Here is a 25,631-nt window from a genome sequence, read left to right on the forward strand (position 1 = left end):
TGAAAACAACCCCATGCACAGTAGATCAGCCCGGATCGGCCCAATCCGACCTATCCGAGGCCAATCCCGCCAAAGACTTTTGCGGCCTGCGGTTTCCCCTTCAGCAATGCCTTGCCAAATTCGTTATATCCTATAATCAATTTGACAACCCGTCGGGAGGACACAAATGCCGAAGCTGAAGCTGCCTGATATCGACAAAGTCGTCGCCATCGACATCCATACCCATGCCGAGGAGCCCTGCGGCTGCCATCCCGACGACGGCTATGACGACTTCCAGGCCCAGATGGCCGAGTACTTCAAGTCGCCCAACAAACATCCGCCGACCGTGCCGGAGACCGCGGCCTATTACCGCGCCAAGAACATCGCCGCGGTGATCTTCCCTGTTGATGCCGAGCGCGAGACCGGCTTCCGCCGCTACAACAATTACGAGATGATCGAGGCCGCCTCCGACCATCTCGACGTCCTCATCCCGTTCGCCTCGATCGACCCGCACAAGGGCAAGCTCGGCGCACGCGAGGCGCGCAAGCTGATCGAGGAATACGGCGTGCGCGGCTTCAAATTCCACCCGACCATGCAGGGCTTCTACGCCAACGACCGCATGGCCTACCCGCTCTATGAAGAGATCAACAATGGCGGCGCGATCGCGCTGTTCCACACCGGCCAGACCGGCGTCGGTTCAGGCATGCCCGGCGGCATGGGTATGCGGCTGAAATATTCCAACCCGATGTACATGGACGACGTCGCGGCCGATTTCCCCGACCTCAAGATCATCCTCGCCCACCCCTCGTTCCCCTGGCAGGAAGAGGCGCTGTCTGTCGCGACCCACAAGCCGAACGTCTACATCGACCTCTCCGGCTGGTCGCCGAAGTACTTCCCGCCGATCCTGGTGCGCTACATCAACTCGATTTTGCAGGACAAGATGCTGTTCGGCTCGGACTGGCCCGTCATCACGCCGGACCGCTGGCTGTCGGACTTTTCCAAGATCGAGATCCGCGACGAGATCCGGCCGAAGGTGCTGAAGGCCAACGCGCGGAAGATTTTGGGGATCTAGCGGAAGATTGTCGGGATCTGAGAAAGTCCCAGCGACCAGCGCTGATGTCCGCCCATCTGCGGACGTCAGCGCGATCAGTTCACGCTTGCCAGATAGCCGGCCAGTATCGTCCGGCTCTGGCTGAGCGTCTCGATGCGCTCGTCGATCAGGCCGACCTGCTCGGTGAGTATTTTTCGCAACTCGTTGCACGGCGTGAAGGTCGGATCATTGTTGCGCACGCAGGGCAGCAATTGCTGGATCGTCTGGAGCGTCATCCCGGCCGCGCCGAGCATCTTGATCCGCTCCACGGTTTCCTCTTCGGCGGGGCCATAGTCGCGATAGCCACTATCGGTGCGCTGCGGCGCAAGCAGTCCTTCGCTTTCGTAATAACGCAGCATTCGAACGCTGACTCCCGTCCTCCGGGAGAGTTCGCCTATTTTCATCTGGAAACCTCTTGACCCTCACAGCGCTGTCAGACCTTACAGACTCTGCTCATCCAGGTGAATGCCACTTGAGAGGGAGCCACCATGAAAGCCTACCATTTGAGCAGCCATGCCGGAGCCGCCCGCCTCGAACCCGTTGAGGTCGGCAGACCCGAACCCGGCGAAGGCGAGGTTCGCATCCGCGTCCAAGCGACCAGCTTGAACTACCGCGACCTGATTACCCTCGACCGCGCGGGACAAAGCGGGCTCAACGGCCGCGTGCCGCTCTCCGACGGTGCGGGAATCGTTGACGCGATCGGCTCCAATGTCACGCAATGGCACGTTGGGGACCGCGTCGCCGCCTCGTTCTTTCGCGATTGGGTTTCGGGGCCGTTCAAGTCCAGCTACGTTTCGTCATCCCTCGGCGGCAACACGACCGATGGAATGCTCGCGGAGTATGTCGTGCTGCCGGCCGCGGCGCTCGTCGCCGTGCCGGCGCATCTGTCTCTGGTCGAGGCGGCAACCTTGCCCTGCGCGGCTGTCACAGCCTGGCACGGCCTGATCGCGCGCGGCGGGATGCGCAGGGGCGACACGCTGCTGGTCCAGGGAACAGGCGGCGTCGCGCTGTTCGGCTTGCAATTTGCGGCTGCGCTGGGCGCACGCGCGATCGTCATCTCATCCTCGGATGAGAAGCTCGCCCGTGCCAAGGCGCTGGGCGGCTCGACCCTGATCAACTATCGCGACACGCCCGACTGGGATGTCGCCCTGATGAAGGCGACGGACGGGAAAGGCGCCAGCCACATTCTCGAACTCGGCGGTCCCGGCACCTATGACCGGTCGCTGCGTTCCGTCGCGTCGGGCGGCAAGATCGTTCAGATTGGCGTCCTGACGGGGTTCGGCCCGAAACCGGACCTTGCCCGTCTGCAATGGGAGAACGCCGACATCATCGGAGTCACCGTCGGATCGGTCGAACATTTCACGGCGATGAGCAGCTTCCTGACTGAACATGCAATCCACCCGGTCGTGGATAGAATCTATGGCTTCGACGACCTCCTTGACGCCTATGAACACCTGCGGAGCGGCTCACACTTCGGCAAGATCGTCGTGACGCTTTAGAAAACGGACGGCTTTGCGCCGAACCTGGTTCGCATGTTCGCGCCTTCGTAAGCTGGGCGGTGCTGGCCGTGGGAGCGCTTGCTTTGCTCGTCGTGCATGGCTGAACGCGGGACGGTCTAAAAGTGCACGTCAGTTGTGGCTGCCTACTCGGCGGCGTCCTGGAGGGTGCGGATTTGCTCAGCACGCCGTGCCAGTTCATCGTAACTCTTCGCCACCTTGCGCAGGGTATCCTTGGCTTCGCGATGCTCGGCGTTATCCGCCTTGGTTCGGAACTCTTCCGCCCGACTGCGGAAGGGTGTGTAGCTGCGCTCGATGCCCATGGCGCCAATCCGAATTGACTGGTTCATGTCATGAATCGACCGCCGGTCCAGGGGTTCCCGCCACACGCAGCGATACAGCTAAGGTCTAACGTCCGGCAGAGGTGGGCGCGAGGTGGGACAGAACAGAAGAGCCCTGCAGATTCGCGATCCAAGTCCGCCCTGGATCACAAGCCGCGGACCGCGTAGTGGCAGGCTTCCGCTGTGCTTTGGTAAGCTGACGATGATGCGCACTCCTCCCAGCGGAGCTCTTGTGACCACCAGCGCGCGAAAGGACAGCCCATGAGCATCAACGCCGTTGTCTTCGACGCCTACGGGACGCTTTACGACATCCAGTCGGTCGCCGAGATCACCGAGGAGGCGTTTCCCGGCTATGGCGAGATCATCACGCAGGTCTGGCGGATCAAGCAGCTCGAATACACCTGGCTGCGCTCGTTGATGCGGCGCTATCAGGACTTTGCTTCCGTCACCCGCGACTCGCTCGCCTATACGCTGCGCGTGCTCGGGCTTGCCTATGAGAACGAAGCCTTCGAGCGGGTGATCGAGAAATATCTGCATCTCGATCTCTATCCCGACGCGACGGCCGCGCTCGCGGCGCTAAAGCCGCGAAAGCTCGCCATCCTCTCCAATGGCAGCCCGGAGATGCTGAACGCGCTGGTGCGCAATTCCGGGCTCGACCGCCTGCTCGATGCCACCATCAGCGTCGATGCCAGGAAGATCTTCAAGCCGAGCCCGCAAGCCTATGAGCTGATCGGCGGGGTGCTCGGCACCGCGCCTGATGAGGTGCTGTTCGTATCGTCCAATCCCTGGGACGTGGCGGGAGCAAAGTCATTCGGGCTCAACGTCGCCTGGATCGAGCGGGTGACGCCGGAGGCGATGGCACTGGCTTGCGTCGAGACCGAACTCGTGGCACCGCTCACCATGTTCAAGGCGATCCGCACCCAGATGGACGAGCTCGGCTTTTTGCCGGATCATCGCGTCCGTTCGCTCTCGGAGCTGCCGGGGATCATCGCCCGCCCGTAAGTCTGGAATGAGCTGACTGGAATGAGCCTGGAATCCGTTCGCGCCTTCTTTGCCGAGAAAGCCCCCGACATATCAGTGATGGAATCCCCGATCAGCTCGGCGACCGTCGCGCTCGCCGCCAAAGCCTATGGCGTCGAGCCCGGGCGGATTGCCAAGACGCTGTCTTTGCGGATCGGCGAGCGCGTCATCCTGATCGTCGCCGCCGGTACCTCGCGGATGGACAACAAGAAGGTGAAGGCGCAGTTCGGCGGCAAGCCGAAGATGCTGGGGCTGGAAGAGGTCGCCGACATCACCGGCCACGAGGTCGGCGGCGTCTGTCCGTTCGGTCTGAAGTCACCACTGCCGGTCTATTGCGACGTGTCGCTGAAGGCGTTCGACGTCGTGGTGCCGGCCGCGGGCTCGACCCACAGCGCGGTGCGCATCACACCCGAACGAATGGCGGAGCTGACCGCGGCCGAGTGGGTCGATGTTTGCGAGCACAAGCCTTAGACGACGCTAGTCATCCTCGTCGTAAGGCCGCGGCTGCGCAGGTGGCGGCGGTGCGTTGTTATAGCGCGGCGCCGGCGCGGCGCGATTGCGCGGGACCTGCTGTTGTGGCGGCATCTGGTTGTTGGACTCGAACACAGCGCGGCAGCCGGTGGAGAGTTGCGGCGTATTCTGGCGCAGGCAGGCGGTGATTCGGCCGACATCCGGAATCTGATCGCTGCACAGGCGCCAGACGTCAGGCGTGCAGGCCATCTGCTGCTCCATGGTTCCGCGATATTCCTCGGCGGCGGCGCTCTGCGCGACGATGCCGCCGATCGCAAGCGCCACACCCAGCGCAATCCGCTCTGTTCGCATGGTTCTGATCCTTCCCGATGTCCCTCGAATTCTCATCAATCAATGAGACGCGGGCAGGTTCGGAACCAACAAAAAAATGTGAAGGTTGGGCAGGAACCTATTCCACCCGACCGATCTTCTTGACCGCCGCGATCAGCCGCGCGCTGTCGGCCGCAACGAACTCTGAAAATGCCGGCGCATCCTGATAGGCGACGAGGCTGCCCGAGGCCTCGAAGGTCCTGAGCACATCCGGGCTCGTCATCACCTGCGCCATCGCCTCGCGCAGGCGGCTCGCGATCGGGGCTGGCAGCGCGCTCTGTGCAAACAGCCCGGCCCAGATATACATCTCGACGTCCTTGTAGCCGAGCTCCTGGAAGGTCGGCACGTCCGGGAAGCTCGCGATGCGCCGCGCGCCGCAATTGGCGAGCACGCGCAGCTTGCCGTCGTCGACCTGCGGCTTCAGCGTGCCCGGCGCCGCCGCGATCGCCTGCACAGTGCCGCTGAGGATCGCGGTTAGCGCGGGACCTGCGCCGCGAAACGGCACGTGCAACAGCTTGATGCCGGCGCTGGCGGCGAACATTTCCATGGCGACATGCAGCGTGCCGTAGGGGCCGGACGAGCCATAGGTGATCTGGCCCGGACGCTTCTTTGCATCCTCGATGAACTCCTGCGCCGTCGTCCACGGCGCCGAGGCGGGCACCGCGAGCAGCGTGGGATCCGCCAGCACGCGCGCGATCGGCATGAACTGCGAGACTTCATAGGCCGCGGGCCGGTCGAACAGCCGGTCGGCTTCGGGAAGCACTGCCAGCGATGACAGCGTCATCAGCAGCGTGTAGCCGTCCGGCTCGGCGCGCGCCGCAGCGGCGTTGCCGACCGAACCACCGCCGCCGCCGGCGCGGTTGTCGACGATGACGGGCTTGCCGAGAATCCGCTCCAGCGCCTGCGCCACCGGACGCGCCGCGAGATCGGCTTGGCCGCCGGCCGGGAACGGCACGATCATGGTGATATTGCGCACCGGATAGGTTTGCGCGAAGACCCGCTCCGGATACGCCGCCCGCAACAACGGCAATGCGGCAATGGCGCGCAAGACGTCACGTCGATTCATCGCAGCCCCCTCCCCCTGGCTTCTTGCTTCAGCCTCAGCCTAGCGCGACGACCGGCAAGAACAAGCCGTTTACGAAGCGTTAGCCATGTTCGCCCGGCTCAGGAACGCATCCCCGCAGGCTCCGTTGCCCTGCCAAGGAGTGCGCCATGGGAAAATTCGCGACCATCGACACCGCCCTCGACGAGATGCTGGTGAACCTGGCGGCGATCGTCCTTCGGCTTTCGAAGCCCGAAATGACGCGAACGCCGGAGGCACGGCGGGCCCTGACGCAATCCGTCCATCAATACGCTGTATGCGCCGCGCGCTCGACCGATCCGCGCGTGCATGAGTTGAAGACGCAGCTCGAGCAGACGCTGAAGCCGAACCTGCGCATTGTCGCTATCGATGGGATGAAGGTGTCGTAGTCCAACACCGTCCTTGCGAGGAGCGAAGCGACGAAGCAATCCACGCTGCCTTGACGGAAAGATTCTGGGTTGCTTCGCTGCGCTCGCAATGACGGAAGTCGTTGAGGCCGGTCGCTTTACGACGCCTTCGAGCTCTTCCTTCCCCGCCGCTTGCAGGTGCCCGGGAGCTTCGCGGCGAGGAAATCGCCGAGCGCTTCGACGCGTGCGGGGCGCGGGCCGCCGGGCGGGGTGACGAGATGCACGGCGCCTTCGGCCTGCTTCCAGTCCTTCAGGATCACTTCGACGGCGCCCGATGAAATGGCGTCGCCGACGATGAATTCGGGCAGATCGGCGATGCCGAGACCGGCGACCAAAGACGGCATCACCGCTTCGCCGTTGTTGACGCGAAGCTGGCCGCCCGGGCGGACGCTCGCCTGCTCGCCGGCCGCGTTGGTGTAGTGCCAGACGTTCGGCGTGGAGAGATAGGCGTAAGCGAAGCATTTGTGCTGGGCGAGATGCATCGGATGCGTCGGCCGGCCGTATTTCTTCAAGTAGGACGGCGCCGCCACGGTGAAGCGCGGCATGGTGAAGAGCCGGCGCGCGATCAGCGAGGAATCCGGCAGCCGCGCGATCCGCACCGCCATGTCGAAGCCCTCGCCGATGAGATCGACGCTCGCATCGCTCAGATGCAGATCGACCGAAACCTCCGGATAGGCTTCGAAAAACTCGGGGAGCAAAGGCGCCACCGCCTTGATGCCGAACGTCATGGGCACCGCGAGCCGCACCAGCCCGCGCGGCGCCACCGATTGCGCCAGCGCTTCGTTCTCGGCCGCCTCGCCGTCGGCGAGCAGGCGCGCGGCGCGGTCGGCAAGCTTGTGTCCGGCATCGGTCAGCGCGAGCCGGCGCGAGGTGCGGTTGAACAGCCGCGCCCCCAGCCGCTCCTCCAGCCGCGTCACCGCTTTCGAGACGGTCGCCTTGGACATGGTGAGCTCGCTCGCAGCCCCCGCAAACGAACGTAGCTCCACGACCTTGGCGAAAATCGCGAGCGCCTCGAAATCGGGGAGTTTGGCCATGCCGCGGTCCAATCAGGGTATTTAGGGAAACAATGAGTTTCGACAGTTTCTATTTCTATACCACAGGCGGGAGCTTATCCAAGGGGTCATCAGGAACAAGACGCCATCATCCAACCCAAGGAAACACACCCATGATCGAACTCAGACCTTTCGCAAAGCTCGGCGGTGCCGATCACGGCTGGCTCAAGGCCAAGCACCATTTCTCCTTCGCCAGCCATTACGACCCGAACAACATGGGCCATGGCGCGTTGCGGGTATGGAACGACGACGAGATCGCGCCGAACACCGGCTTTCCCGCCCATCCTCACGCCAACATGGAAATCATCACCTATGTGCGCGAGGGCGCGATCACCCATCAGGACAGCCTCGGCAACGAGGGCCGCACCGAAGCGGGCGACGTGCAGGTGATGAGCGCCGGCAGCGGCATCCGCCACTCCGAGTACAATCTCGAGCCGACCAGGACGCGGATCTTCCAGATCTGGATCGAGCCTGTTGCGCGCGGCGGACAGCCGACCTGGGGATCAAAGCCGTTTCCGAAGGCGAACCGCTCCGGCAAGCTCGTCACCATTGCGAGCGGCATCGAGGGTGACACCGACGCGCTGCCGATCCGCGCCGACGCGCGGGTGCTGGCGACCACGCTGAAGGCCGGCGAAAGCGCCGAGTACGAACCGCAGAAGGCGCGACACCTCTATCTCGTGCCGGCGGCTGGCGCGGTCGAGGTCAACGGCGTGCGCGTCAACGCCCGCGACGGCGCCGCGATCCGCGACGAGAGCAAGCTGAAGATCACGGCGCTCGAAGATTCCGAGCTCGTGCTCGTCGACGCGGCATAACGACACTGCAGCAACCAGCAATCAAACCCATCCCAACGGAGACCACCATGACCAAAGTTCTCGTCCTCTATTACTCCGCCTATGGCCATATCGAAGCAATGGCCAATGCCGTCGCCGAAGGTGCGCGCGAAACCGGCGCCACCGTCGACATCAAGCGCGTACCCGAGCTGGTGCCGGCGGAGGTCGCCAAGGCCTCGCATTACAAGGTCGATCAGGCCGCGCCGGTCGCCAAGGTCGAGGACCTCGCCAATTACGACGCGATCATCGTCGGCACCGGCACGCGCTTCGGCCGCATGGCCTCGCAGATGGCGAACTTCCTGGATCAGGCCGGCGGGCTGTGGGCCAAGGGCGCGCTTCATGGCAAGGTCGGCGGCGCCTTCACCTCGACCGCGACCCAGCATGGCGGCCAGGAGACGACGCTGTTCTCCGTCATCACCAACCTGCTGCATTTCGGCATGGTGATCGTCGGCATGAATTACGGCTTCGCCGGCCAGATGAAGCTCGACGAGGTCACGGGCGGCGCGCCCTACGGCGCCACCACGATCACCGGCGGCGATGGCAGCCGCCAGCCCAGCGCCAACGAGCTCGCCGGGGCGCGCTATCAGGGACGAGTGATCGCAGAGACTGCCAAGAAACTTCACGGCTAAGCTGCACGGCTGAGCACGCGCTCGGGCTGCATTCCCTGAGGAAATGCCGCCCGAGCTCTCAGGCTCGCGTGATGTCCGCGTGAGGCGGAATGCTCTCAACCGGCGCAGAGGCAGGCGCGGTCGACAGCCACCAGCCGTCGCCGGCGAACCAGCAGGTGTCGTCGGGCGCGTCGCCTCGCCGCAGCGACTGCACGCGCTCCCACCCCTTGGCGAATGCCTCGGCCAATCGGCGCGCGGCATCGGCATCCTGAAGCCCCGCACATCCGATGAACTGGGCCCGGCTGAGGAATTTGGCCGGCCAGGCCGTCCCCTGCTCCGGCCGCGTGATCATCAACATGCCGCCGAGCATGCCCTCGGGCGCCAGCGGAAACACCAGCCGCCCGCCCGGCCGCAATGCCTCGAGCCATTCCGTGGCCGGCTGCGCGGCGCCCGCGCAGACATAGATCACGTCGACCTCAGGCAGATCGGACGCAATGCCCGAGCGCTCGCGCAGCTCGACCGTGGCGATGTCCTTCAGATTCTCGCGCGCAAGCGCGGCCAGACGTTCGTCGATCTCATAGCCGTAGACGCGGCCATTGGGTCCGACAAGCTCGGCGAGGATGGCGGTGTAATAGCCGGTGCCGGCGCCGATCTGGAGCACGGTCTCGCCCTGTTTGACGCCGCAGCCGCTGAGCCAGTAAGCGTGCGCGCCGGGCATGCCGATGTTGATGCCCCGCGCCGGATCCAGCGCCAGCAGCACGTTCTGATACAGAAAGGCGGGATCGTCGTCGGGCGTCACGACATAGGGATGGCCGCCCAGCGTGATCGACCACGGCCCGGGGCCGGCGAAAGGTTCACGCCTGACGGTGCGAAAGGCCTGCTCGAGGCGAGGGTCCGTGGCCTTGGCCGCGGCGCAGATCAACTGCGCAAAGAACGCGCGAAGTTTTCCCGAACGATCGTCCATGTCGCCTCCTGGCTGCGGAGGCGACGATAGCACAATCAATGCGATATGCGAGTGACGCCGGCAACCGGCAGGCGCCGAAGGCTCTAGCGCGCGCCCTTGCCATCGCATGCGCGACGAAGGCGGCGAGCCGCGGATGGCGACGGAGGCCCTGCGCGGCATGGTCGCGCAGGACATAGGGCAGCCCGCGCCAGGACAGGGCGATGCTGACGTCGGTCAGCGGCACCGGCTCGGCGCCGAAGCGGCGCTTGTAATCGTGGTTGCCGATGCTGAGATCGAAGCGCCGCACGCCCTGCGCATGCAATGCCGCCATGGTGCGCTCGGTCACGAGCAGCCCGGGCGAGCAATTCGCCCATGGCTTGCCGGCATGGCCGATGCGCAGCAGATAATAGGTCGCGCCGTATCTGACGCCGAGCGTGGTGGCGACGATGCCCTCGTCGCAAACGAGCGCCGAGATCACTGCATAACCCTCTGCGACACCCTGCCGCGCCACCTCGCGATAAAACGCGGCATAGGCTTCGTCGTTGAGGACGAACCGCGAGCCGAGCTGCTGCATGCGCTCCTGCTGCTGGACGTCCATCACGTCGAGCAGCTCGCGCGCGCGGGCAACCTCCGTGGCAATCTCGAAACGCGCGCCGGCATGCCGGCTGAACACGCGCCAGCAGCGCGGCATCTGCATGCGCTTGATCGAATCCTGATAGGCCGCATAATCGTCGCCGGTCAGCACGAGATTGCCGTTGAGCGAGCAGGAGCCGAGCCGGCCGAGCGACACCAGCGGGTTCGGCCTCGCGCCGACATAGGCCGGCATCTTCTTCAGGCGCAGCAGGTCGAAGCGGTCAGGCAAGGCGCGCAAGGCATCGACCAGCGCGGCGCTGATCGCCTGTGCACCGGCCGCATCGAAACTCGCATCGGACGCCATGATCGGCGCGTTGTTGTCGGAGACGCCGAGATCGGCAAACTCGACGACACGGATGCCGCGCCGCGTGTGCGTGAACATCGGCACGACAGCGATGTCCCTGCCGGTCGTCGTATCGGTGATGACCGCGATCAATGGCGCGACGCCGTGAAAGGCCTCGTACCAGGCGCCAAGCCAGTACCCATGCTGAAACGCGGTGCGATGGCCGTCGTTCAGGCGCAACGCGGCCTGTCGCCAGTCGCGCAGGAAATCGACCGAGATTCCCCTCGTGCTGGACACCCGGCCGTCTAATTGCTCCACACTGAGAAACGCCATTCGCTGGGCATACGGTTACTGAAGATTTCCTGTTAGATTATGTTTTGCACAGACCACAAGTTACGTTGCTGCTTATCGTTAAGTGGATGCCGTCCGGCCGCGCGCCTGCGACAGTCTGTCAGTGCTCGGGTTCCATTTGTGCGACGCATTGGAACCTGGCCAGGAAATGCAAGCCGGCAACGGCGAGCGCGAACATGAACCAGACCGGATTCTGTCGTTCGAGCAGGAAGGTTTCAGTCGTCCCGAAATACAGGCCGAACAGCCAGATGGTCAGGAACAGCTTGCCGAGCGCGTTGCTGCGGTTGTGCGCCTGGGTCTTCTGGAAATTGCGCAGCGGCGCGAGCACGAAGATGACGACGACCAGGAGCAGGCCCGGCAAGCCGATGGTGACCGCGAGGTCGAGATAGCTGTTGTGGCTGTGGGCCGCGGTCACCGCCCATTCGGAGCCCTTGGCGGTCTGCCGCGCGGTGACGTCGTCCCAGAACGCCGCATAGCCATGGCCGACGATCGGCTTTTCCGCCACCGCCGCGAGCGCGAACTCCCAGATGTCGGATCGGCCGGTGAAGGTCGGATCAACCGGAAGCATGCGCGTGACGCTGCCGAGCGCCGGGCTCATCACGCTGCCGACCGTCAGCAAATTCATCACGATCAGCGGCACGAAGCAGATGGTCCGCTTCAGCCACAGGCTTTTCGTGACGTAGACCAGCGAGGCCAGGGCATAGATCGCCAGGCACAGCACCGATGACGTCTTGCCGCCGGTGAAGACCAGGAAGATGCCGGCCAGCAGCGCGATGGCCGGCCCCATCACGAAGGAGCCGACGGCGGAGAGATAGATGCCGACATAGACCAGAATGGTCATCACCGGCGAGGCGACGTTCTTGTGGCCGAAGCTGCCGCGCCAGTCGCCGGCGAGCTGCGGCTCGGTGATGTCGAGCGCGCTGTGGATCGAATATTGCGGCGCGAGGATAACGCCGAGATAGCACACCCCCAGCAGCACCAGCGCAGCAGCGCCGAGGCAGAGGTTGAAGCTCCGCTGCGTCGGCGGCAGCAGCGGCAGGATCACCGCAAGCGAGGTGACGCTGGCCGCGAGCACGAAGCGCTGGATCGAGACCTCGCGGCTCTCGGACAGGAGGACGTTGATCAGCATCCAGCCGACGAGACAAAGATGCAGCGGCGTCACCAGCGTCCTCAGCGAGGGTGCATCGGTGACGAGAACGAACAGCATGCCGACCGCAGCGAGCAGGCCGAAGGTGATGTAGTTCAGCGCCATGCGCCCGCCGACGACGTTGGCGACGTCCTCGCTGCGCAAATCGGGGAACGGATCGAGCGTGATCATGACCAGCAGCACGGCCGCCACCACGATCAGGCAGCGCGCCACCTGCACCACGTTCAGCCCGGCAAGCTCATCGCGGAGCGCATGGCCGAACGAGCGGGCCTCGACGTCAGTCATGTCTGCGGAGCTGCGATCCATGCCTGAAGGCCTGACCGGACGATGGGGAACCTCCGTCGGTCTAGCCCATCCCCGTTAACCATCCGTCAACCAGCATGCCGGAGGCGGCAGGAGCCTGGCTCTGCCGCGCGACGCTGCGCGCGATCTCGTAATATTGCAGCGCGCGCTGCTCCAGCGTCAGATTGTCCAGGATGTAGCTGCGCGGATCGAATTTGCCGGCGGTGCAGCCGGCCCAGAAATCGGACCAGCTGTCCTCGAAGCCATTGCGGTCCGTGAATGTGAGGCCGCAGCGATCGTCCCAATAGGGCACCGACGACACCGGCTCGAACCGGACCCGGTGCGGATAATAGTCGGGATCCGGCCACGGGCCGCCGGGGTTCCAGGCGAACACCGGCACGCCGCAGGACAGCGCCTGCTGATAGGCGATGCCCTGGCTTTCGTTCTGGCACAGGAAGATCATCGCGCGCGAACGCGCCAACGCGGCTAGATAATCCTCCTCCTTGTAGCTGCCGTAACGCAGCTCGGTGAACGAGCGGCCTTCCTTGATCAGTCGCGCACGCACCGGCTCGACCAACTCGGAGACGTGCCGGTCGCGATCCCAACTCACCTTGTCGTAGAGCAGCACATCGACGGTCTTGTCGCGCGGTCGCGACGGCGCCCACAGATCGGTGTCGATGCCCACCGGCCAGGCCTCCGTGTCCGGCCAATGCGGCCGGTACATCTCGGCGTACCACGGGCCGGGCACCAGGAATTTCTTCACCGGCAGCCGCTTGAACAGGTCGGGATCGTCGAACGGATGGTTGTAGGCGGCAACGCCGAGCAGGATCGGATTCTTCCATGCGAATTTGTTCAGCAGGAAGGCGCGGCCGATGATGCACGCCACCTCTTCCGGATGCTGCGCGATATGGCGGTAGTCGTTGACGCGGTAGCGGATGCCGAGGCGGTCCAGCCCTGCGCAGAGATTGAGGAACACGCGCAGCTGGCCGCTCATGCGCGGCTCGCCGAACAACATCCTGCGCGCCATGCGGCGCAGGTGCCGGTCACCCGGAAACCAGCGATCGTCCTTGTCCTCGTAGAACAGGTTGAGGACCATGTCGTCGGGATCGTAGTCGAACGTCTTTGCGGGCACTTGCATCCATCCGGGGGCATCAGGGCTCCGCATTCTCGCATGAGACCGACCGCCGCACTCCTCGAAAGCTGCGACAGACTTAACGCCGCAGGGTTTAACGCTAATCTACGAAAGCGACGGCGCGACGGCCTTCGCAACAACGATTTGAGCGTTATGTGAGTATCATGCTGGCGGGATCGCAAAGCGGTCCGGTTAACGAACTCTTAACACGACGAGCCATCCGCTTGCCCCTCGACGAGGCCATGCTCGACGCTCCGACCGCCGCGCCCGCGGCGACGGAAGCGCGCGCGACATCACCTCGGGTATCGGTCATCATCCCTGCGAAGAATGCCGCGGCCTATATCGGCGAGACCATCGCCAGTGCGCTGGCGCAGGACGGCGTCACCGAGGTGATCGTCGTCGACGACGGCTCGACCGACGACACGCTTGCCATCGTCGGCGCCGTCCACGATCCACGGCTGCGCGTGATGAAGAACGACGCCAGCGGCGTATCCGCGGCGCGAAATCTCGGCGCCCAACGCGCGCACGGCGACTGGCTGATGTTCCTGGATGCGGACGATCGCCTGCGGGGTGACGCGGTGGCATCGCTGCTGGCGGCAGCGAAGGCCGCGCCGCGTGCGGTTCTGGTCTATGGCGATTACAACACGATCGACAGCGCGGGACGGTCGATCGGCCGGCGCGATCTGCTGAAGCGGCGCCTCAAGCCCTCGGGCAACGTGCTGGCGCGTCTCGCCGGGGGCAATTTCATCGTCAATGGTGGCATCATGCTGATCCGCTTCGCGGCCTTCCGGGCCAGCGGCGGCTTCGACGTCTCGCTGCGCTATTGCGAGGACTGGCATTGCTGGTGCCGCCTGGCCGCGCTCGGCGAGTTCGCCTATGTACCGAAACTCCTGCTCGACTATCGCCTGCATACGGCCAACACGATGAACGCGGCGGTGCGGACGCCGCAGGATTTCTTCCCGGCCGTCGCGCGCGTGTTCGACGATGAATTGATCCTTGCGAGGCTCCCCGCCGGGGCGGCGCCCAGGCTGCGGCAGGCGGCTGAAATCCATCTCGTTACCTATGCGGCGATGCAGGCAATCCGCTTCGGCCGGTATCGCCAGGCGCTGTTCTATCTCGGCATGGTCGGCCAGCGGTCGCTCAAGGCGATGCGGCGGTCCGCGATCAGGATCGTGTTGTCCTATTTTGGACTCTAGCGGCGGACGCGTCAGGCGACGATCTTCGAGGCCTCATAGGGCTTCGGATCGTAGCCGAACGCCGCGAGCGCGGAACCGACGGCCACCAGCACCGGATGCATCGCGACCACGGCTTTCGATGACGTCAACAGACGGGCGGAGCGCACCAGCGATAGCGGCAGCCGCACCAAGGTCTGTGCAAACACGCGAAGGCGCGCCGCCGCGCCCTGCGCGGCCTTGAACTGCACACGGTAGTTGATCACCCCGATGCGCAGGCCGCGCCTGGCGATCCAGCCGAAGCTGGTGCGGCTTTGCGGCACGGTTTCGGTAATGACGGCCTCCGCGGTCCAGTGGAAGATCATGCCGGCGTCCCGGCAGCGCGTGAAGAAATCGCAATCACCGCCGCCGAGGAAATTGAAGCGCAGATCGAAGGCGGGACTGCCGAGCCGGTCGAACGCCGCACGCGTGATCAGGCAATTGCCGCAGCCATAGATCATCGGCACCGCACCGGTGTAGTCATAGGCAGAGCAGAAGGCGGGATGGCGCGCAAGCCACGGCTGGCTGTCGTCGTCGAAATCCGGTTGCACCGGCCCGCCGACCACGTCGGCCCCCGTCGCCTCCGCGGTACGAACCATCAGCTCGAGCCAGTCCGGCGAAGCGATCTCGTCGTCGTCGATCATCAGGAAGCGGGTGGCGGCGGGAAACAGCGCCTGCGCCGTCTCGAACGCGGCATTGATCGCCTGGCAATTGCCCTGCCGCTTCTCGACGATGCAGATGCCCTGGAGCTTGCCGGCAGCGAGGTATTGGGCCGCGACTGGCGCGCTCGCGCGCCCCGTCGCGTCATTCTCGACCATGACCACCGCGAAGGAGCGATGCGTGCGCTGGTTGACGAGAGAATCCAGTGTCAGCCGCAGATGGGCGGGGCGGCGGAAGCAGGGAATGCAAACGACGATCCCGACCGACAAATCGATGACGCGCGAGCTCGCAGCGATCTCCCTGTTGGGATCGCGTACTGCATCTGAGATCCGCGCGGCGGACAGGTCGGTCGGGATCAGGGTCATGACGTTCTAGATGTCCGAGATTGATTGAGAAAGCCCTGCCCCGATCGCATACATCGACGCCGTCCCGCGACGGCACAGCCCGTCAGGACAAGTCCGTCCCAGAATGAGCAAGCAGCCAAGGCGCCGGATGCGCGCCCCGCTGCCGCTGTGTCGCAATACAGACCGATCGCCACGCGTTTAACCGCTTTCCCGTATTTTTCCCGGGTCGTGCTACGCATGTGGTACTGCAATTCGCAGTCCATGACCCGCGAACGACCCGACATGGACAATGCTGTAGTTAACGCATGACCGCATTAACCCAGCCGTAAGCACCACGACCGGTGACACGGCGCGGCATCGGTTTTGCTCTTCGGGCATGAGAGCCTCCTCTTGTAATTTAGGTCGAACAAGCGCGGTCCAAGAAAAATGAACAAGTCAGCCACGATCGATTTCGCAACGGCTTCCAATATTCCCGTGCAAACCCAGGCCCTGCTCCAGCTGGTCCCTGGCGAGGCCCGCGACAGCCTGCTCGCCATTCACGAGGTGCTGCGCCAGGAGTTGCCGCAAGGCCGGCTTGCGATCTACGAGGCCGGAGGCGGCTCTTCGAGCTTCCTTCCCATGGACGTGCTCGGCCGCAGCCACGTCACCGTCGTCGACATCGACGAAGACCAGGTCCGCAACAACACCTACGCCGACGACGCCATCCTCGGCGACGTCCAGACCTATCGCTTCGCCCCCGAAAGCTTCGATGTCGTGATCTGCTACAACGTGATCGAGCACCTGCCCGACGTCGGGGCGGCGCTGCTGAACTTCCGCGATGCGCTCAAGCGCGGCGGCATGATCCTGATCGGCGCGCCCAATCCGCGCTCGCTTTCGGGCGTCGTCACCAAATACTCGCCGCACTGGTTCCACGTCTGGTTCTACCGGAACATCCGCGGCATCAAGACCGCGGGCCTGCCCGGCGAAGCGCCGTTCCCGACTTTCTTCCATCCGCTGGTGACTCTGCCGAAGCTCGAGGCGTTCGCCGCCGTCCATGGTCTCGAGACGATCTACCGCCGCGAGGTCGAGAGCCCGCGCTATCCCGAGATGCGCCAGCGCAAGCCGCTGTTCGCCGCCCTCGTCGACGCCGGTGCCATGCTGTTGAACGCCGTGCTGCCTGGGGGCACCGACGTCCGCCGCGGCGACTATCACATCATCCTGCGGAAGCGCTGACGGTCATGCGCGCGCAGCCCGGCCATCAAGCCACGATGCCGAACGCGCGCGTGCCGCTGGGCACGCAGGGTAACGAACCGTTAATCACTGAGGGATTGCTGCCGCCGAAGCGTCACAACGACGCGGCACACGACAAGCCGCGCTTAAACGCTTTGTTTGCCATTTCGGTGAATAGTCCCTCAATGAGTATGGTTAATTTTCCCTGTTGCGTTGATTGCGCGCCTATATCCCAGGTGCAAGGCGTAAAGCGAAGAGTAACCCCTCAGCCCGCGGCCGTTGGAATGAAAGCTGGGGACGATGCTTGATTATAGCCAGCCGATTGATCGGGCCAGAAATCCGACCGTCTCGGAGGCCCCGCGGCAGAAATCAGAGGCCAGCTTCAACGTGCTGGAGCTCGTCAGCCTGCTATGGCGGCGCAAGATTGCGATCGCATCGGCGGCACTGATCGGCGCGTGCCTCGCCGTCACAATCGGCAAGAGCCTGACGCCCCGCTATACCGCGACCGCCCAGCTTTATGTCGACCCGCGCGAGCTTCAGCTCGTCGATCGCGAGCTCACGCCGCGCGCGCAGGACGTCTCCGGCATGTCCATGGTGGTGGAGAGCCAGGCACGCCTGATCACCTCCAACAGCGTGCTGCTGCAGGTGATCCAGCAGGCCGGCCTCGACAAGGATCCGGAATTCGGCGGGGGCGACGGCAAGACCCTGACTTCGTCCCTGCTCGGCTTGATCGGTCTCCATCTCCGCGCGCCCTCGGCTGCGGAGACCAGGGAGGTGCAGCTCGCCGCCCTCGATGCGCTGAACAAGCACATCACCATTCGCAAGACCGAGAAGAGCTTCATCGTCGATATCGAGGTCTGGTCGATCGATCCGGCGAAAGCGGCGATGCTCGCCAATACCCTGACCAACGCCTACCTCTCGGAATCCCGCAACTCCCAGGCCCTGGCGGCGCGGCGCGCCACCAGCGAATTGTCGGGTCGACTGAAGGAGCTCCGCGAGCGGCTGCGCAATGCCGAAACTGCCCTTGCCACCTACAAGGCCCAGAACAATTTCGTCGGCACCCAGGACTCGCTGATCTCCGATCAGCAGCTCTCCTCCAGCAACCAGCGGCTATCCGCGGCCCGCGCGGCGACGATGGACGCACAAGCGCGGCTTGACCAGATCGAGGCGAACAAGCGGACCGCGGCGGATGCCGGCGCGATTCCCGAAGCGCTGCAATCCCCGACGATCGCCAACCTGCGCGCGCAATATGCCGATGCCCGCAAGAAATATGCGGAGCAGACCGCCGAGCTCGGCCCGCGGCACCCGGCCCTGCGCCAGACCGAAAAGCAGGTCGAGGACCTCAAGCGCACCATCAACGAAGAGATCGAACGTTTCGCGCTGTCCGCCAAGAACGATTTGACCCGCGCCCGCGACTACGAGGCCTCGCTTAACCGTGCGCTGGAAGTGCAGAAGCGGCAGAGCGTGCAGCTCAGCCAGGCCGCCGTGCGCCTGCGCGAGCTCGAGCGCGAGGCCGACGCCAGCCGCGACGTCTATCAATCCTTCCTCAAGCGCTCGCGCGAGACCGAGGAGCAGGAAACCCTGAACACCTCGGCCGCCCGCGTGATCGGCGAGGCCACGGTGCCGCAGCGGCGCTCGTTCCCGCCGGCCATGAGCCTGTTCGCGATGATCGGATTCCTCTTCGGCGCGTTGGCTGCCGCCTCCTGGTTTGTCGCAGCCGAGCATCTGTTCAACGGCGCGAGCGCGCCTGAGCCGAGCCGCCGCGACCGCACACCGGTGCCTGAGGTTACGAAAGCTGAGGGGGAAGCCGCAGCACCGCCACCGGCGCTTGCGTTGGTGGAGAAACCGCTGATCGCCCGCCTCCAGGAGGCCGACGTGATCCGCACGCTCGGCGCCATTCTCGCGACCGGCGGCGGCGTCGACCTGACCCGCATCGGCTGGCCGACGCTGCGCCCCGGATTTCCGCTGACGACGCTGCTCAACGCCTTGCGCGACATGCGCGCGGCGATGGCCCGCCGTGCCGGCGGCAAGACCATGCCGGTGATGGCCCTGGTCGGCGCCGGCGACACCACCGGACGCAGCGTGACGGCGCTGAATTTCGCGCTCGCAGCCGCGCGTGACGGCAGCCGCGTCCTGATGATCGATGCCGATCATCAGGCGCACACGATCTCCAACAAGGTCAATCGTCCGGGCAAGAGCGAGCCGGCCAAGCTCGGCTGGCTCTCGATCGGCAGCAAGGCCGCGCGCGAGATCAAGACCATCAACGGCATCTCGGTGCTGCCGGCGACCGAGAGCGATGCCGGCAAGGCCGCCGACGCCATCCGCAAAGCCATCGCGCAGGCGCGCTCGGCCGGCGGCTACGACCTCGTTATTCTCGACGGCCCGGCAATGCCGCTCTCCGCGGCCGGCCGCAAGCTGCTCGATGGCGTCGATGCGCTGGTGGCGGTGCTGCCGACCAGCCTCGACATCAACGACAGCATGGAAGAGATCCTGACCGCGCTCGGCGGCGCCGAGCGCAAGCTCGTCGGCGTCGTGCTCGACGAGCTCACCCCCGCAACTCAAACGCGCCAGCGAGGCAAACAATATGCTTGAGCGCCGCGTCAATCTTGACGGTCGGGCCGCAACCGCCGAGGTGCCACGGATCACCGTCGGCGGCCTTCGCATGGCCGCACTCGACCTGGAAGCGACCGCCGACTTCATGATCGAGGCGACCGATCAAAGCCACCGCATCGGCCGGCCGCTGTACCTGACCTCGGCCAATGGCGAAGTGCTGGCGCGCTGCTCGACGGAGCCGCAGACCGAGCGCCTGTTTCGCGCCGCCGATCTGATCAATGCCGACGGCCAGCCGCTGGTGGCGGCCTCGAAGCTTCAATCCTGGTTTCCGCTGCCCGAGCGCGTCGCCACCACCGACCTGTTCCATGTCGTGGCGCGCAAGGCGGAAGCCGCCGACCGCACCTTCTACATGTTCGGCGCCAGCGAGGCAGAGAACGAAGCGGCCGTCAAACGCGTACAGAACCTGTATCCGAAGCTCAGGATCGTCGGGCACAGCCACGGTTATCTTCGTGGCGAAGCGTTGCGCGCCAAGGTCGAGGAGATCAACGCCCTCGCTCCCGATTTCCTGTGGGTCGCGCTCGGCGTGCCCAACGAGCAGGCTTTCGTCGAGGAATACACACCGCTGCTGACCAATGTCGGCGTCATCAAGACGTCAGGCGGCCTGTTCAACTTCCTGTCGGGCAGCCGCGCGCGCGCGCCGCAATGGATGCAGAGGCTCGGGCTCGAATGGGCCTGGCGCACCTGGCTCGAGCCGCGCCGCCTGTTCTGGCGCTACCTGACCACCAATCCCCGCGCCATCTATCTTCTCTTTAGCCGAAACCGCGCCCTCAATCGCTGAGTAGAAGAACGACATGAGCGACCGACCGACAGTCCTGGTCACGGGGGGCGCTGGCTATATCGGCTCGCACGCCTGCCGCGCCCTGACCGCTGCCGGCTATCGGCCCGTCGTTTACGACAATCTCTCGACAGGTCATCGCAACTTCGTCGCCGGTGAGCTGATCACGGGCGATCTGCTCGACGGCGCAGCGCTGGCGCGCGCCTTTGTTGACCACAAGATCGCGGCGGTCATGCATTTCGCCGCCGCGAGCCTCGTCGGCGAATCCATGACCGACCCGCAGAAATATTACATCAACAACGTCCAGGGGACGTTGTCGCTGCTGCAAACGATGCGCAACGCCGGCTGTCAACGCATCGTGTTCTCTTCGACGGGCGCCGTCTATGGCAACGCCGATTCCAGGAAATTGCCGGAAGATTTTCCCTGCGCGCCGATCAACCCCTACGGGGCTTCGAAGTGGATCATCGAGCGCATGCTCGCCGACTACCGCACCGCTTACGGCTTCGGTGCGTTCTGCCTGCGCTATTTCAATGCCAGCGGCGCCGATCCGGCCGGCGGCATCGGCGAATTGCGCGACAACGAGACCCATCTCATTCCGCGCGCCATGATGGCGTTGCAGGGTCACGCCGATTTCGCCGTGTTCGGCGACGATTACGACACCCCCGACGGCACCGCGATCCGCGACTACATCCACGTCACCGACCTCGCCGCTGCACATGTCGCGGCGTTGAAGCTGCTCGAAGCAGGACATGCCGGCGGCAGCTTCAATCTCGGGACCGGTTCAGGCTTCTCGGTGCGCGAGATTCTCGACGCCATCAGGCAGGAGACCGGGCGCGAGGTGCCGCACACCGTCAAGCCGCGCCGCGCCGGCGATCCCACCTATCTGGTCGCCGACGTCTCTGCGGCACGAAAGGTTCTCAACTTCGAGCCGCGTTATTCCGACCTGCCGACCGTCATCCGGACCGCCTGGGCCTGGCACCAGAAAGCGCATCCGCTCAAGGTCCGTTAGGACGCGATCAACTCCCGCGCGCCAGCCCCTCAGACGGCCGCGCGTTTCAGCCGTAGCGCGACGGCCTCCACCAGCGCCGGGTCCGTTTCCGGCTGGAGCGGCGGCGCGACGGGCACGATCATCGGCCGCAGCAGCTCGGCCATCTCCTTCGCCGGCAGCGGCTTGGCGATCAGGAAGCCCTGCATCTCGTCACAGCCATGGGTGCGCAGGAACGCCTCCTGCTCGGCGTTCTCGACACCCTCGGCGACCACGGTCATGCCGAGCGCCTTGCCCATGCTGATGATCGCCTGCGCGATTGCCTGATCCTCAGAATCCTGCGGCAGGTCGCGCACGAAGGAGCGGTCGATCTTGATGGTGTCGATCGGGAAATGCTTCATGAGCGACATCGACGAATAGCCGGTGCCGAAATCGTCGATGGCAAGCCGGATGCCGCGGCTCTGGATGGCGTCGAGCACCTTCAGCGCGCGACCGACGTTGCGCATCATCATGCTCTCGGTCACTTCGAGCTGGAGCAGGACCGGTGACATGCCGGAAGCTGCCAAGGCCTCGTCCACGTCCTGAAGCAGATGCTCGTCGGCAAACTGCCGCGGTGACAGGTTGACCGCCATCGACAGCGGCAGAAGGCCACGGCGCTGCCAGGCCATGGCTTGCGCGCAGGCCTCCTTCAACACCCAGCGGCCGATCGGCACGATCAGGCCGGTCTCCTCCGCCAGCGGAATGAATTGCGCCGGCGAGACGCTGCCGAGATCAGGATGGTTCCAGCGGAGCAGCGCCTCCACGCCGGTGATCTGGCCGCTCTCCATGTCGACCTTGGGCTGGTAGTTCAACGAGAACTGCTCGCGCTCGAGCGCCCGCCGCAGCGCGCTTTCGAGCGACAGCCGCTCGATCGACTGGGTCTTCACTTCCTTGGAGAAGAAGCGATAGCCGTTCTTGCCGTCTTCCTTGGCGAGATACATCGCCATGTCGGCGTTCTTGGTCAGGGTCTGCGCATCGGCGCCGTTGGCCGGATACATCGCGATGCCGATCGAGGCGGTGGTGTGGCATTCGTGGCCGGCAAGCTCCATGGGCTGGGCGAGCGCCGCGAGCAACTCGGAGGCGATGCGCTGAACGTCGTCGATCTCGCCGCACTGGTCGAGGATCACGACGAACTCGTCGCCGCCGAGCCGCGCCACCACGTCGCTGGCACGCAGAGCGTTGCGCAGGCGAGCGGCGACCTCGAGCAGCAACAGATCGCCCGCCTCGTGGCCCAGCGAATCGTTGATCACCTTGAAGCGATCGAGGTCGATGAACAGCACCGCAAAGCGGTGGTCGTCGCGTTGCGCCACGGCGATCGCCTCGCGCAGCAGACTGTTGAAGGTCTCGCGATTCGGCAGGTTGGTCAGGCTGTCGTGGGACGCGAGATACTCGATCCGCTCGTCGGCTTTGTTCTTCTCCTCGGCGCGATCGAAATTCTCCATGGCGAAGGCGACGTTGTCGGAAAGGCGCTGCAACAGCTCGACGAATTCACTGGTGAAGATGTCCTTTTCCGTCGACATGTAGATCATGACGCCAACAGGTTGATCGTGCACAATCAGCGGGAATGCCGCACCGGCTCGGGCGCGGTCGCCGCGAACGATGGCGTGGAAGGCACTGACGCGCGGGTCGTTGAGATAGTCATTGCTGATGCAGGGTTGCCGGGTCCGGAACGCAGTACCGGCCATCCCGCGGCCCTCGGGGCGCTCGGAATCGACCGAGAGGCGGACCGTGCGAGTGGTGTTGGACGACGGTCCGGCGGTCGCGACGATCTCGATCTGATCGCTGTCCGCCCTCGCCAGCGCAATCGTGGTCGAGGTGAACTTGGCGCCGTTCGAGGCGGCGAGGCAGACGAGGCCGAACAGCTCGGCGCGCGATTTTGCCCGCATGATCGCTTCATTGGTCGCGCTCAGCGCGGCGAACATGCGGGTCAGCCGCTCCTTCTGCGCCTCGGTGCGGGCCTTTTCGTCGGCGCGATCGAAATTGTCGAGCGCGAAGGACACATTCTCGGCGAGACGCCCGAGCAGTTCGACCAGATCGGGCGTGAACGTGTTCTGTTCGGGCGCAAGAAAAAGCAGGATGCCGATCGGCTGCCGACCAGCTCTCAGGAGCGGAAAGCTGGCGGCCGCCCGCGTCCCGTCCTCGATCGCCTTTGCCCGCCAGTAGGCGGAGCGCGGCTCGCTCAGATAGTCGTTCATGACGCAGGGACTGCAGGTCCGGAGCGAGGTGCCGATGATGCCCTGGCCTTCGGGATGCTCGGCGGAAATGACACAGGTCCGCCCGACCATCTGGCCTTGCATGCGTCCCTTGGCCGCGACGACGCGAAGGAGCTCACTATCCTTGTCGATAAGGCCGATGGTCGCCGAAGCGAACACGTCGCCGAGGACGGCGGCGCGGCACGCTGCCTCGAACAGCTCTTCGCGCGTCTTGGCGCGCATGATGGCTTCATTGGTCGCGCTGAGCGCTTCGAACATTCCACTGAGGCGATTGCGCTGCCTGTCGGCCTGCGCCTTTTCTTCGGCGCGGTCGAAGTTTTCCAGCGCGAAAGCGACATTGGCCTGGAGCTTGCGCAGCAGCTCGACCAGCTCAGGCGTGAAAGTGCCGCACTCCGGAGAGTTGAACAGGAACACGCCCTCGAGGCGATCGCCGTTGAACAGCGGCAGCGCCGCGGAGGACGCAATGCGGTTACGACGCGCGCTGGCGTGCCAGGGCGCGATGCGGTCGTCGGCCAGCACGTCGTTGCTGACGGCCGGCAGGCGCGTGCGGAAAGCGGTGCCGGTCAGGCCACGGCCTTCCGGCACCTGGTCGGAGGTGGAGAACGTGAAGTTGCGCACCTGGTCCGCATTCGGCCCGTAGCAGGAAACGACCCGCAGGCGCTCGGCCGGAGGGTCGGCCAGCGCGATGGTGGCCGAGGTGAACTTGGCGCCCTGCGCCGTGGCCTCGCAGACGAGGTCGAACAGCTCGATTCGCGAGCGTGCGCGCAGGATCGCCTCGTTGGTGGCGCTGAGCGCCGCATACATGCGCGCCAGGCGCTCCTCTTCCGCCGCGATCCTCGCCTTCTCGGCCTCGCGGGCGAAATTCTCGATGGCAAACGACACGTTCTCCGCCATCCGCAGCAGCAGCGAGACGATCTCCTCGTCCTTGGCCCAAGCCTTGCTGATGAAGAACAGGATGACGCCGACACTCTGGCCGTGCTTGATCAACGGAGCCGCCACGCAAGCAGCGACCCCCGTATTGATGTTGGCCTGCTCCCAGGGCGTTCCCTTGGTGCGGTTGACGAGATCGTCCTCGACGAAAGGCTTTTGGGTGCGGAAGGTTTGCCCGGAAATCCCTTGACCGTAGGGGTTATCCGGGTCGACGGAATATCTGGTCTGGGTGACGAGATGAAGGTTCTGGCCGGTGCCGGCAACCGGCTTGAGCCAATGGGAGTTCCGCTCCTTGAGCAGAACGAAGGTTGCCAACGACTTGCCGCCGTTGACCGCCGCGTCGCAGACGAGCTGATAAAGCTCCTGCTCGGTCTTGGCGCGGAGGATGGCTTCATTGGTGGCGCTGATGGCGCCGAACATGCGGTTCAGCCGCCGCGTTGTCCGCTCGCTGGTCTGCCGCGCGGTCTCGCGTGCGAAATTGTCCAGGGCATAGGAAATATTCGCCGACATGCGCTCGAACAGCGACACCATCTGCTCGTTCAGCGAATTGGGCTCGCTGCGGGTCACATACAGCACGCCGACGCTGCGTCCATCGCACAGCAGCGGAAGCGCCGCCGCCGCGCCGATATGGGCCGTGGTCGCGCCAGCGCGCCAAGCCAGCGAGCGCGGATCGTTCAGATAATCGTTGCTGATGCACAGCTTCTGATCGCGAAAGGCCTCGCCACCGACGCCGGAGCCTTCGGGTGTGCCGGCCTCCGTCGTGATCAGGAGTGAACGCAGGCGCGGAACGTCGTCGCCGCAGCCGGCCGCGAACTGCAGGCGATTGCCGTCCGGTTCGACCAGAAACACGGCAACAGCCAGGAAATCCCCGCTCGAAAACCCGGCGTCGCAGACCTTCTGGTACAGCTCATCCGGCGATTTCGCGTAGAGGATCGCCTCATTAATGGCGCTCAACGCCGCAAAGGTGCGCGCGAGTGTCGTCGACACGATCTCAGCTCCCGGGCATTTCTGCCTTTCTTTCCCGGGTGACTTTATCGGCGGCGATCACCTAAGTGGTCGTTATTGCGCAGCGTAAACCATCGATCAAAGTGAACGAGCCGCGAATATGGGTCGCCAAACTGTCGAAAATACCGCTGC

The 25,631-nt window shown here is 64.8% G+C and carries 22 protein-coding genes and 1 pseudogene; 12 read left to right on the forward strand and 11 right to left on the reverse strand.

Annotated elements, in window-relative coordinates:
• Window positions 1-166: 166 nt before the first annotated feature.
• Window positions 167-1,051, forward strand: a complete 885-nt coding sequence (locus IF809_RS07450) for an amidohydrolase family protein (RefSeq protein ID WP_092288720.1) — start codon at window positions 167-169, stop codon at window positions 1,049-1,051.
• A 74-nt stretch (window positions 1,052-1,125) separates the two neighbouring features.
• Here the strand turns inward: IF809_RS07450 and IF809_RS07455 are convergent, their stop codons facing one another.
• Window positions 1,126-1,473 carry a MerR family transcriptional regulator gene (locus IF809_RS07455; RefSeq protein WP_462837233.1) on the reverse strand — a complete coding sequence of 116 codons (348 nt, stop codon included), beginning with the start codon at window positions 1,471-1,473 and terminating at the stop codon, window positions 1,126-1,128.
• An 84-nt stretch (window positions 1,474-1,557) separates the two neighbouring features.
• On the opposite strand from IF809_RS07455, the gene IF809_RS07460 reads away from it, so the two are divergent.
• Window positions 1,558-2,568, forward strand: a complete 1,011-nt coding sequence (locus IF809_RS07460) for a zinc-dependent alcohol dehydrogenase family protein (RefSeq protein ID WP_462837234.1) — start codon at window positions 1,558-1,560, stop codon at window positions 2,566-2,568.
• A 143-nt stretch (window positions 2,569-2,711) separates the two neighbouring features.
• Here IF809_RS07460 and IF809_RS07465 read toward each other — a convergent pair whose 3' ends face one another.
• Window positions 2,712-2,915: a hypothetical protein gene (locus IF809_RS07465; protein ID WP_128968433.1), complete on the reverse strand. Its 204-nt coding sequence runs from the start codon at window positions 2,913-2,915 to the stop codon at window positions 2,712-2,714.
• 252 nt (window positions 2,916-3,167) lie between these two features.
• Between IF809_RS07465 and IF809_RS07470 the strand changes: the two genes are divergently transcribed.
• Together IF809_RS07470 and IF809_RS07475 are read left to right on the forward strand one after the other, a co-directional pair.
• Complete coding sequence (locus tag IF809_RS07470) at window positions 3,168-3,908, forward strand: haloacid dehalogenase type II (RefSeq protein ID WP_462837235.1); 741 nt, start codon at window positions 3,168-3,170, stop codon at window positions 3,906-3,908.
• Between the two features lie 21 nt (window positions 3,909-3,929).
• On the forward strand, window positions 3,930-4,397 hold the full coding sequence (locus IF809_RS07475) for a YbaK/EbsC family protein (RefSeq protein ID WP_462837236.1): 468 nt from the start codon (window positions 3,930-3,932) through the stop codon (window positions 4,395-4,397).
• 6 nt (window positions 4,398-4,403) lie between these two features.
• On the opposite strand, the gene IF809_RS07480 is transcribed toward IF809_RS07475, so the two are convergent.
• Together IF809_RS07480 and IF809_RS07485 are read right to left on the reverse strand one after the other, a co-directional pair.
• Window positions 4,404-4,748: a hypothetical protein gene (locus tag IF809_RS07480; protein ID WP_462837237.1), complete on the reverse strand. Its 345-nt coding sequence runs from the start codon at window positions 4,746-4,748 to the stop codon at window positions 4,404-4,406.
• A 97-nt stretch (window positions 4,749-4,845) separates the two neighbouring features.
• The gene (locus IF809_RS07485) at window positions 4,846-5,832 is read right to left on the reverse strand and encodes a tripartite tricarboxylate transporter substrate binding protein (RefSeq protein ID WP_462837238.1); all 987 of its coding nucleotides are present in this window, start codon (window positions 5,830-5,832) and stop codon (window positions 4,846-4,848) included.
• Between the two features lie 146 nt (window positions 5,833-5,978).
• Here IF809_RS07485 and IF809_RS07490 point away from each other — a divergent pair, with 146 nt between their 5' ends.
• Window positions 5,979-6,236: a hypothetical protein gene (locus IF809_RS07490; RefSeq protein WP_128968438.1), complete on the forward strand. Its 258-nt coding sequence runs from the start codon at window positions 5,979-5,981 to the stop codon at window positions 6,234-6,236.
• Window positions 6,237-6,352: 116 nt separating this feature from the next.
• Here the strand turns inward: IF809_RS07490 and IF809_RS07495 are convergent, their stop codons facing one another.
• Window positions 6,353-7,288: a LysR family transcriptional regulator gene (locus IF809_RS07495; protein ID WP_128968439.1), complete on the reverse strand. Its 936-nt coding sequence runs from the start codon at window positions 7,286-7,288 to the stop codon at window positions 6,353-6,355.
• A 131-nt stretch (window positions 7,289-7,419) separates the two neighbouring features.
• On the opposite strand from IF809_RS07495, the gene IF809_RS07500 reads away from it, so the two are divergent.
• The gene (locus IF809_RS07500) at window positions 7,420-8,118 is read left to right on the forward strand and encodes a pirin family protein (protein WP_128968440.1); all 699 of its coding nucleotides are present in this window, start codon (window positions 7,420-7,422) and stop codon (window positions 8,116-8,118) included.
• Window positions 8,119-8,165: 47 nt separating this feature from the next.
• A complete protein-coding gene (gene wrbA, locus IF809_RS07505; protein WP_462837239.1) occupies window positions 8,166-8,765 on the forward strand; it encodes an NAD(P)H:quinone oxidoreductase in 600 nt (199 codons plus the stop codon).
• A gap of 58 nt (window positions 8,766-8,823) precedes the next feature.
• Here the strand turns inward: wrbA and IF809_RS07510 are convergent, their stop codons facing one another.
• From IF809_RS07510 to IF809_RS07525, 4 genes and pseudogenes are all read right to left on the reverse strand, one after another.
• Window positions 8,824-9,708, reverse strand: a complete 885-nt coding sequence (locus IF809_RS07510; protein ID WP_453980638.1) for a protein-L-isoaspartate O-methyltransferase family protein — start codon at window positions 9,706-9,708, stop codon at window positions 8,824-8,826.
• 94 nt (window positions 9,709-9,802) lie between these two features.
• Window positions 9,803-10,936, reverse strand: a pseudogene (locus tag IF809_RS07515) (GNAT family N-acetyltransferase); the annotation flags it as partial.
• Window positions 10,937-11,054: 118 nt separating this feature from the next.
• Complete coding sequence (locus tag IF809_RS07520) at window positions 11,055-12,407, reverse strand: O-antigen ligase family protein (protein ID WP_462837240.1); 1,353 nt, start codon at window positions 12,405-12,407, stop codon at window positions 11,055-11,057.
• A gap of 40 nt (window positions 12,408-12,447) precedes the next feature.
• Window positions 12,448-13,515, reverse strand: a complete 1,068-nt coding sequence (locus tag IF809_RS07525; protein WP_462837241.1) for a glycosyltransferase — start codon at window positions 13,513-13,515, stop codon at window positions 12,448-12,450.
• Between the two features lie 242 nt (window positions 13,516-13,757).
• Here IF809_RS07525 and IF809_RS07530 point away from each other — a divergent pair, with 242 nt between their 5' ends.
• Entirely contained in the window at window positions 13,758-14,711 is a 954-nt protein-coding gene (locus IF809_RS07530; protein ID WP_462837318.1) for a glycosyltransferase, read from the forward strand.
• 11 nt (window positions 14,712-14,722) lie between these two features.
• Here IF809_RS07530 and IF809_RS07535 read toward each other — a convergent pair whose 3' ends face one another.
• Window positions 14,723-15,751, reverse strand: coding sequence for a glycosyltransferase family 2 protein (locus tag IF809_RS07535; RefSeq protein WP_462837242.1), 1,029 nt, complete (start codon window positions 15,749-15,751; stop codon window positions 14,723-14,725).
• A gap of 405 nt (window positions 15,752-16,156) precedes the next feature.
• Between IF809_RS07535 and IF809_RS07540 the strand changes: the two genes are divergently transcribed.
• From IF809_RS07540 to galE, 4 genes are all read left to right on the forward strand, one after another.
• Window positions 16,157-16,942, forward strand: coding sequence for a class I SAM-dependent methyltransferase (locus IF809_RS07540; RefSeq protein WP_462837243.1), 786 nt, complete (start codon window positions 16,157-16,159; stop codon window positions 16,940-16,942).
• Window positions 16,943-17,239: 297 nt separating this feature from the next.
• The gene (locus tag IF809_RS07545; RefSeq protein ID WP_462837244.1) at window positions 17,240-19,531 is read left to right on the forward strand and encodes a GumC family protein; all 2,292 of its coding nucleotides are present in this window, start codon (window positions 17,240-17,242) and stop codon (window positions 19,529-19,531) included.
• Window positions 19,524-20,330 carry a WecB/TagA/CpsF family glycosyltransferase gene (locus IF809_RS07550; RefSeq protein WP_462837245.1) on the forward strand — a complete coding sequence of 269 codons (807 nt, stop codon included), beginning with the start codon at window positions 19,524-19,526 and terminating at the stop codon, window positions 20,328-20,330. Before IF809_RS07545 ends, IF809_RS07550 begins: the two co-directional genes overlap by 8 nt.
• A 13-nt stretch (window positions 20,331-20,343) precedes the next feature.
• Complete coding sequence (gene galE, locus IF809_RS07555) at window positions 20,344-21,336, forward strand: UDP-glucose 4-epimerase GalE (RefSeq protein ID WP_462837246.1); 993 nt, start codon at window positions 20,344-20,346, stop codon at window positions 21,334-21,336.
• A 29-nt stretch (window positions 21,337-21,365) separates the two neighbouring features.
• Here galE and IF809_RS07560 read toward each other — a convergent pair whose 3' ends face one another.
• Window positions 21,366-25,481 (reverse strand): bifunctional diguanylate cyclase/phosphodiesterase, encoded by a 4,116-nt coding sequence (locus IF809_RS07560; protein WP_462837247.1) that lies wholly within the window; start codon window positions 25,479-25,481, stop codon window positions 21,366-21,368.
• Window positions 25,482-25,631: the final 150 nt, after the last annotated feature.

It is taken from the genome of Bradyrhizobium sp. UFLA06-24 (assembly GCF_054967145.1).

Coding starts and splice junctions, on each gene's coding strand:
- wrbA (WP_462837239.1), top strand. CDS start 8,166: ATGACCAAAGTTCTCGTCCTCTATTACTCCGCCTATGGCCATATCGAA.
- IF809_RS07535 (WP_462837242.1), bottom strand. CDS start 15,751: ATGACCCTGATCCCGACCGACCTGTCCGCCGCGCGGATCTCAGATGCA.
- IF809_RS07550 (WP_462837245.1), top strand. CDS start 19,524: ATGCTTGAGCGCCGCGTCAATCTTGACGGTCGGGCCGCAACCGCCGAG.
- IF809_RS07465 (WP_128968433.1), bottom strand. CDS start 2,915: ATGAACCAGTCAATTCGGATTGGCGCCATGGGCATCGAGCGCAGCTAC.
- IF809_RS07470 (WP_462837235.1), top strand. CDS start 3,168: ATGAGCATCAACGCCGTTGTCTTCGACGCCTACGGGACGCTTTACGAC.
- IF809_RS07485 (WP_462837238.1), bottom strand. CDS start 5,832: ATGAATCGACGTGACGTCTTGCGCGCCATTGCCGCATTGCCGTTGTTG.
- IF809_RS07460 (WP_462837234.1), top strand. CDS start 1,558: ATGAAAGCCTACCATTTGAGCAGCCATGCCGGAGCCGCCCGCCTCGAA.
- IF809_RS07520 (WP_462837240.1), bottom strand. CDS start 12,407: ATGGATCGCAGCTCCGCAGACATGACTGACGTCGAGGCCCGCTCGTTC.
- IF809_RS07500 (WP_128968440.1), top strand. CDS start 7,420: ATGATCGAACTCAGACCTTTCGCAAAGCTCGGCGGTGCCGATCACGGC.
- IF809_RS07545 (WP_462837244.1), top strand. CDS start 17,240: ATGCTTGATTATAGCCAGCCGATTGATCGGGCCAGAAATCCGACCGTC.
- IF809_RS07455 (WP_462837233.1), bottom strand. CDS start 1,473: ATGAAAATAGGCGAACTCTCCCGGAGGACGGGAGTCAGCGTTCGAATG.
- IF809_RS07530 (WP_462837318.1), top strand. CDS start 13,758: ATGCTCGACGCTCCGACCGCCGCGCCCGCGGCGACGGAAGCGCGCGCG.
- IF809_RS07480 (WP_462837237.1), bottom strand. CDS start 4,748: ATGCGAACAGAGCGGATTGCGCTGGGTGTGGCGCTTGCGATCGGCGGC.
- IF809_RS07540 (WP_462837243.1), top strand. CDS start 16,157: ATGAACAAGTCAGCCACGATCGATTTCGCAACGGCTTCCAATATTCCC.
- IF809_RS07490 (WP_128968438.1), top strand. CDS start 5,979: ATGGGAAAATTCGCGACCATCGACACCGCCCTCGACGAGATGCTGGTG.
- IF809_RS07510 (WP_453980638.1), bottom strand. CDS start 9,708: ATGGACGATCGTTCGGGAAAACTTCGCGCGTTCTTTGCGCAGTTGATC.
- galE (WP_462837246.1), top strand. CDS start 20,344: ATGAGCGACCGACCGACAGTCCTGGTCACGGGGGGCGCTGGCTATATC.
- IF809_RS07495 (WP_128968439.1), bottom strand. CDS start 7,288: ATGGCCAAACTCCCCGATTTCGAGGCGCTCGCGATTTTCGCCAAGGTC.
- IF809_RS07450 (WP_092288720.1), top strand. CDS start 167: ATGCCGAAGCTGAAGCTGCCTGATATCGACAAAGTCGTCGCCATCGAC.
- IF809_RS07475 (WP_462837236.1), top strand. CDS start 3,930: ATGAGCCTGGAATCCGTTCGCGCCTTCTTTGCCGAGAAAGCCCCCGAC.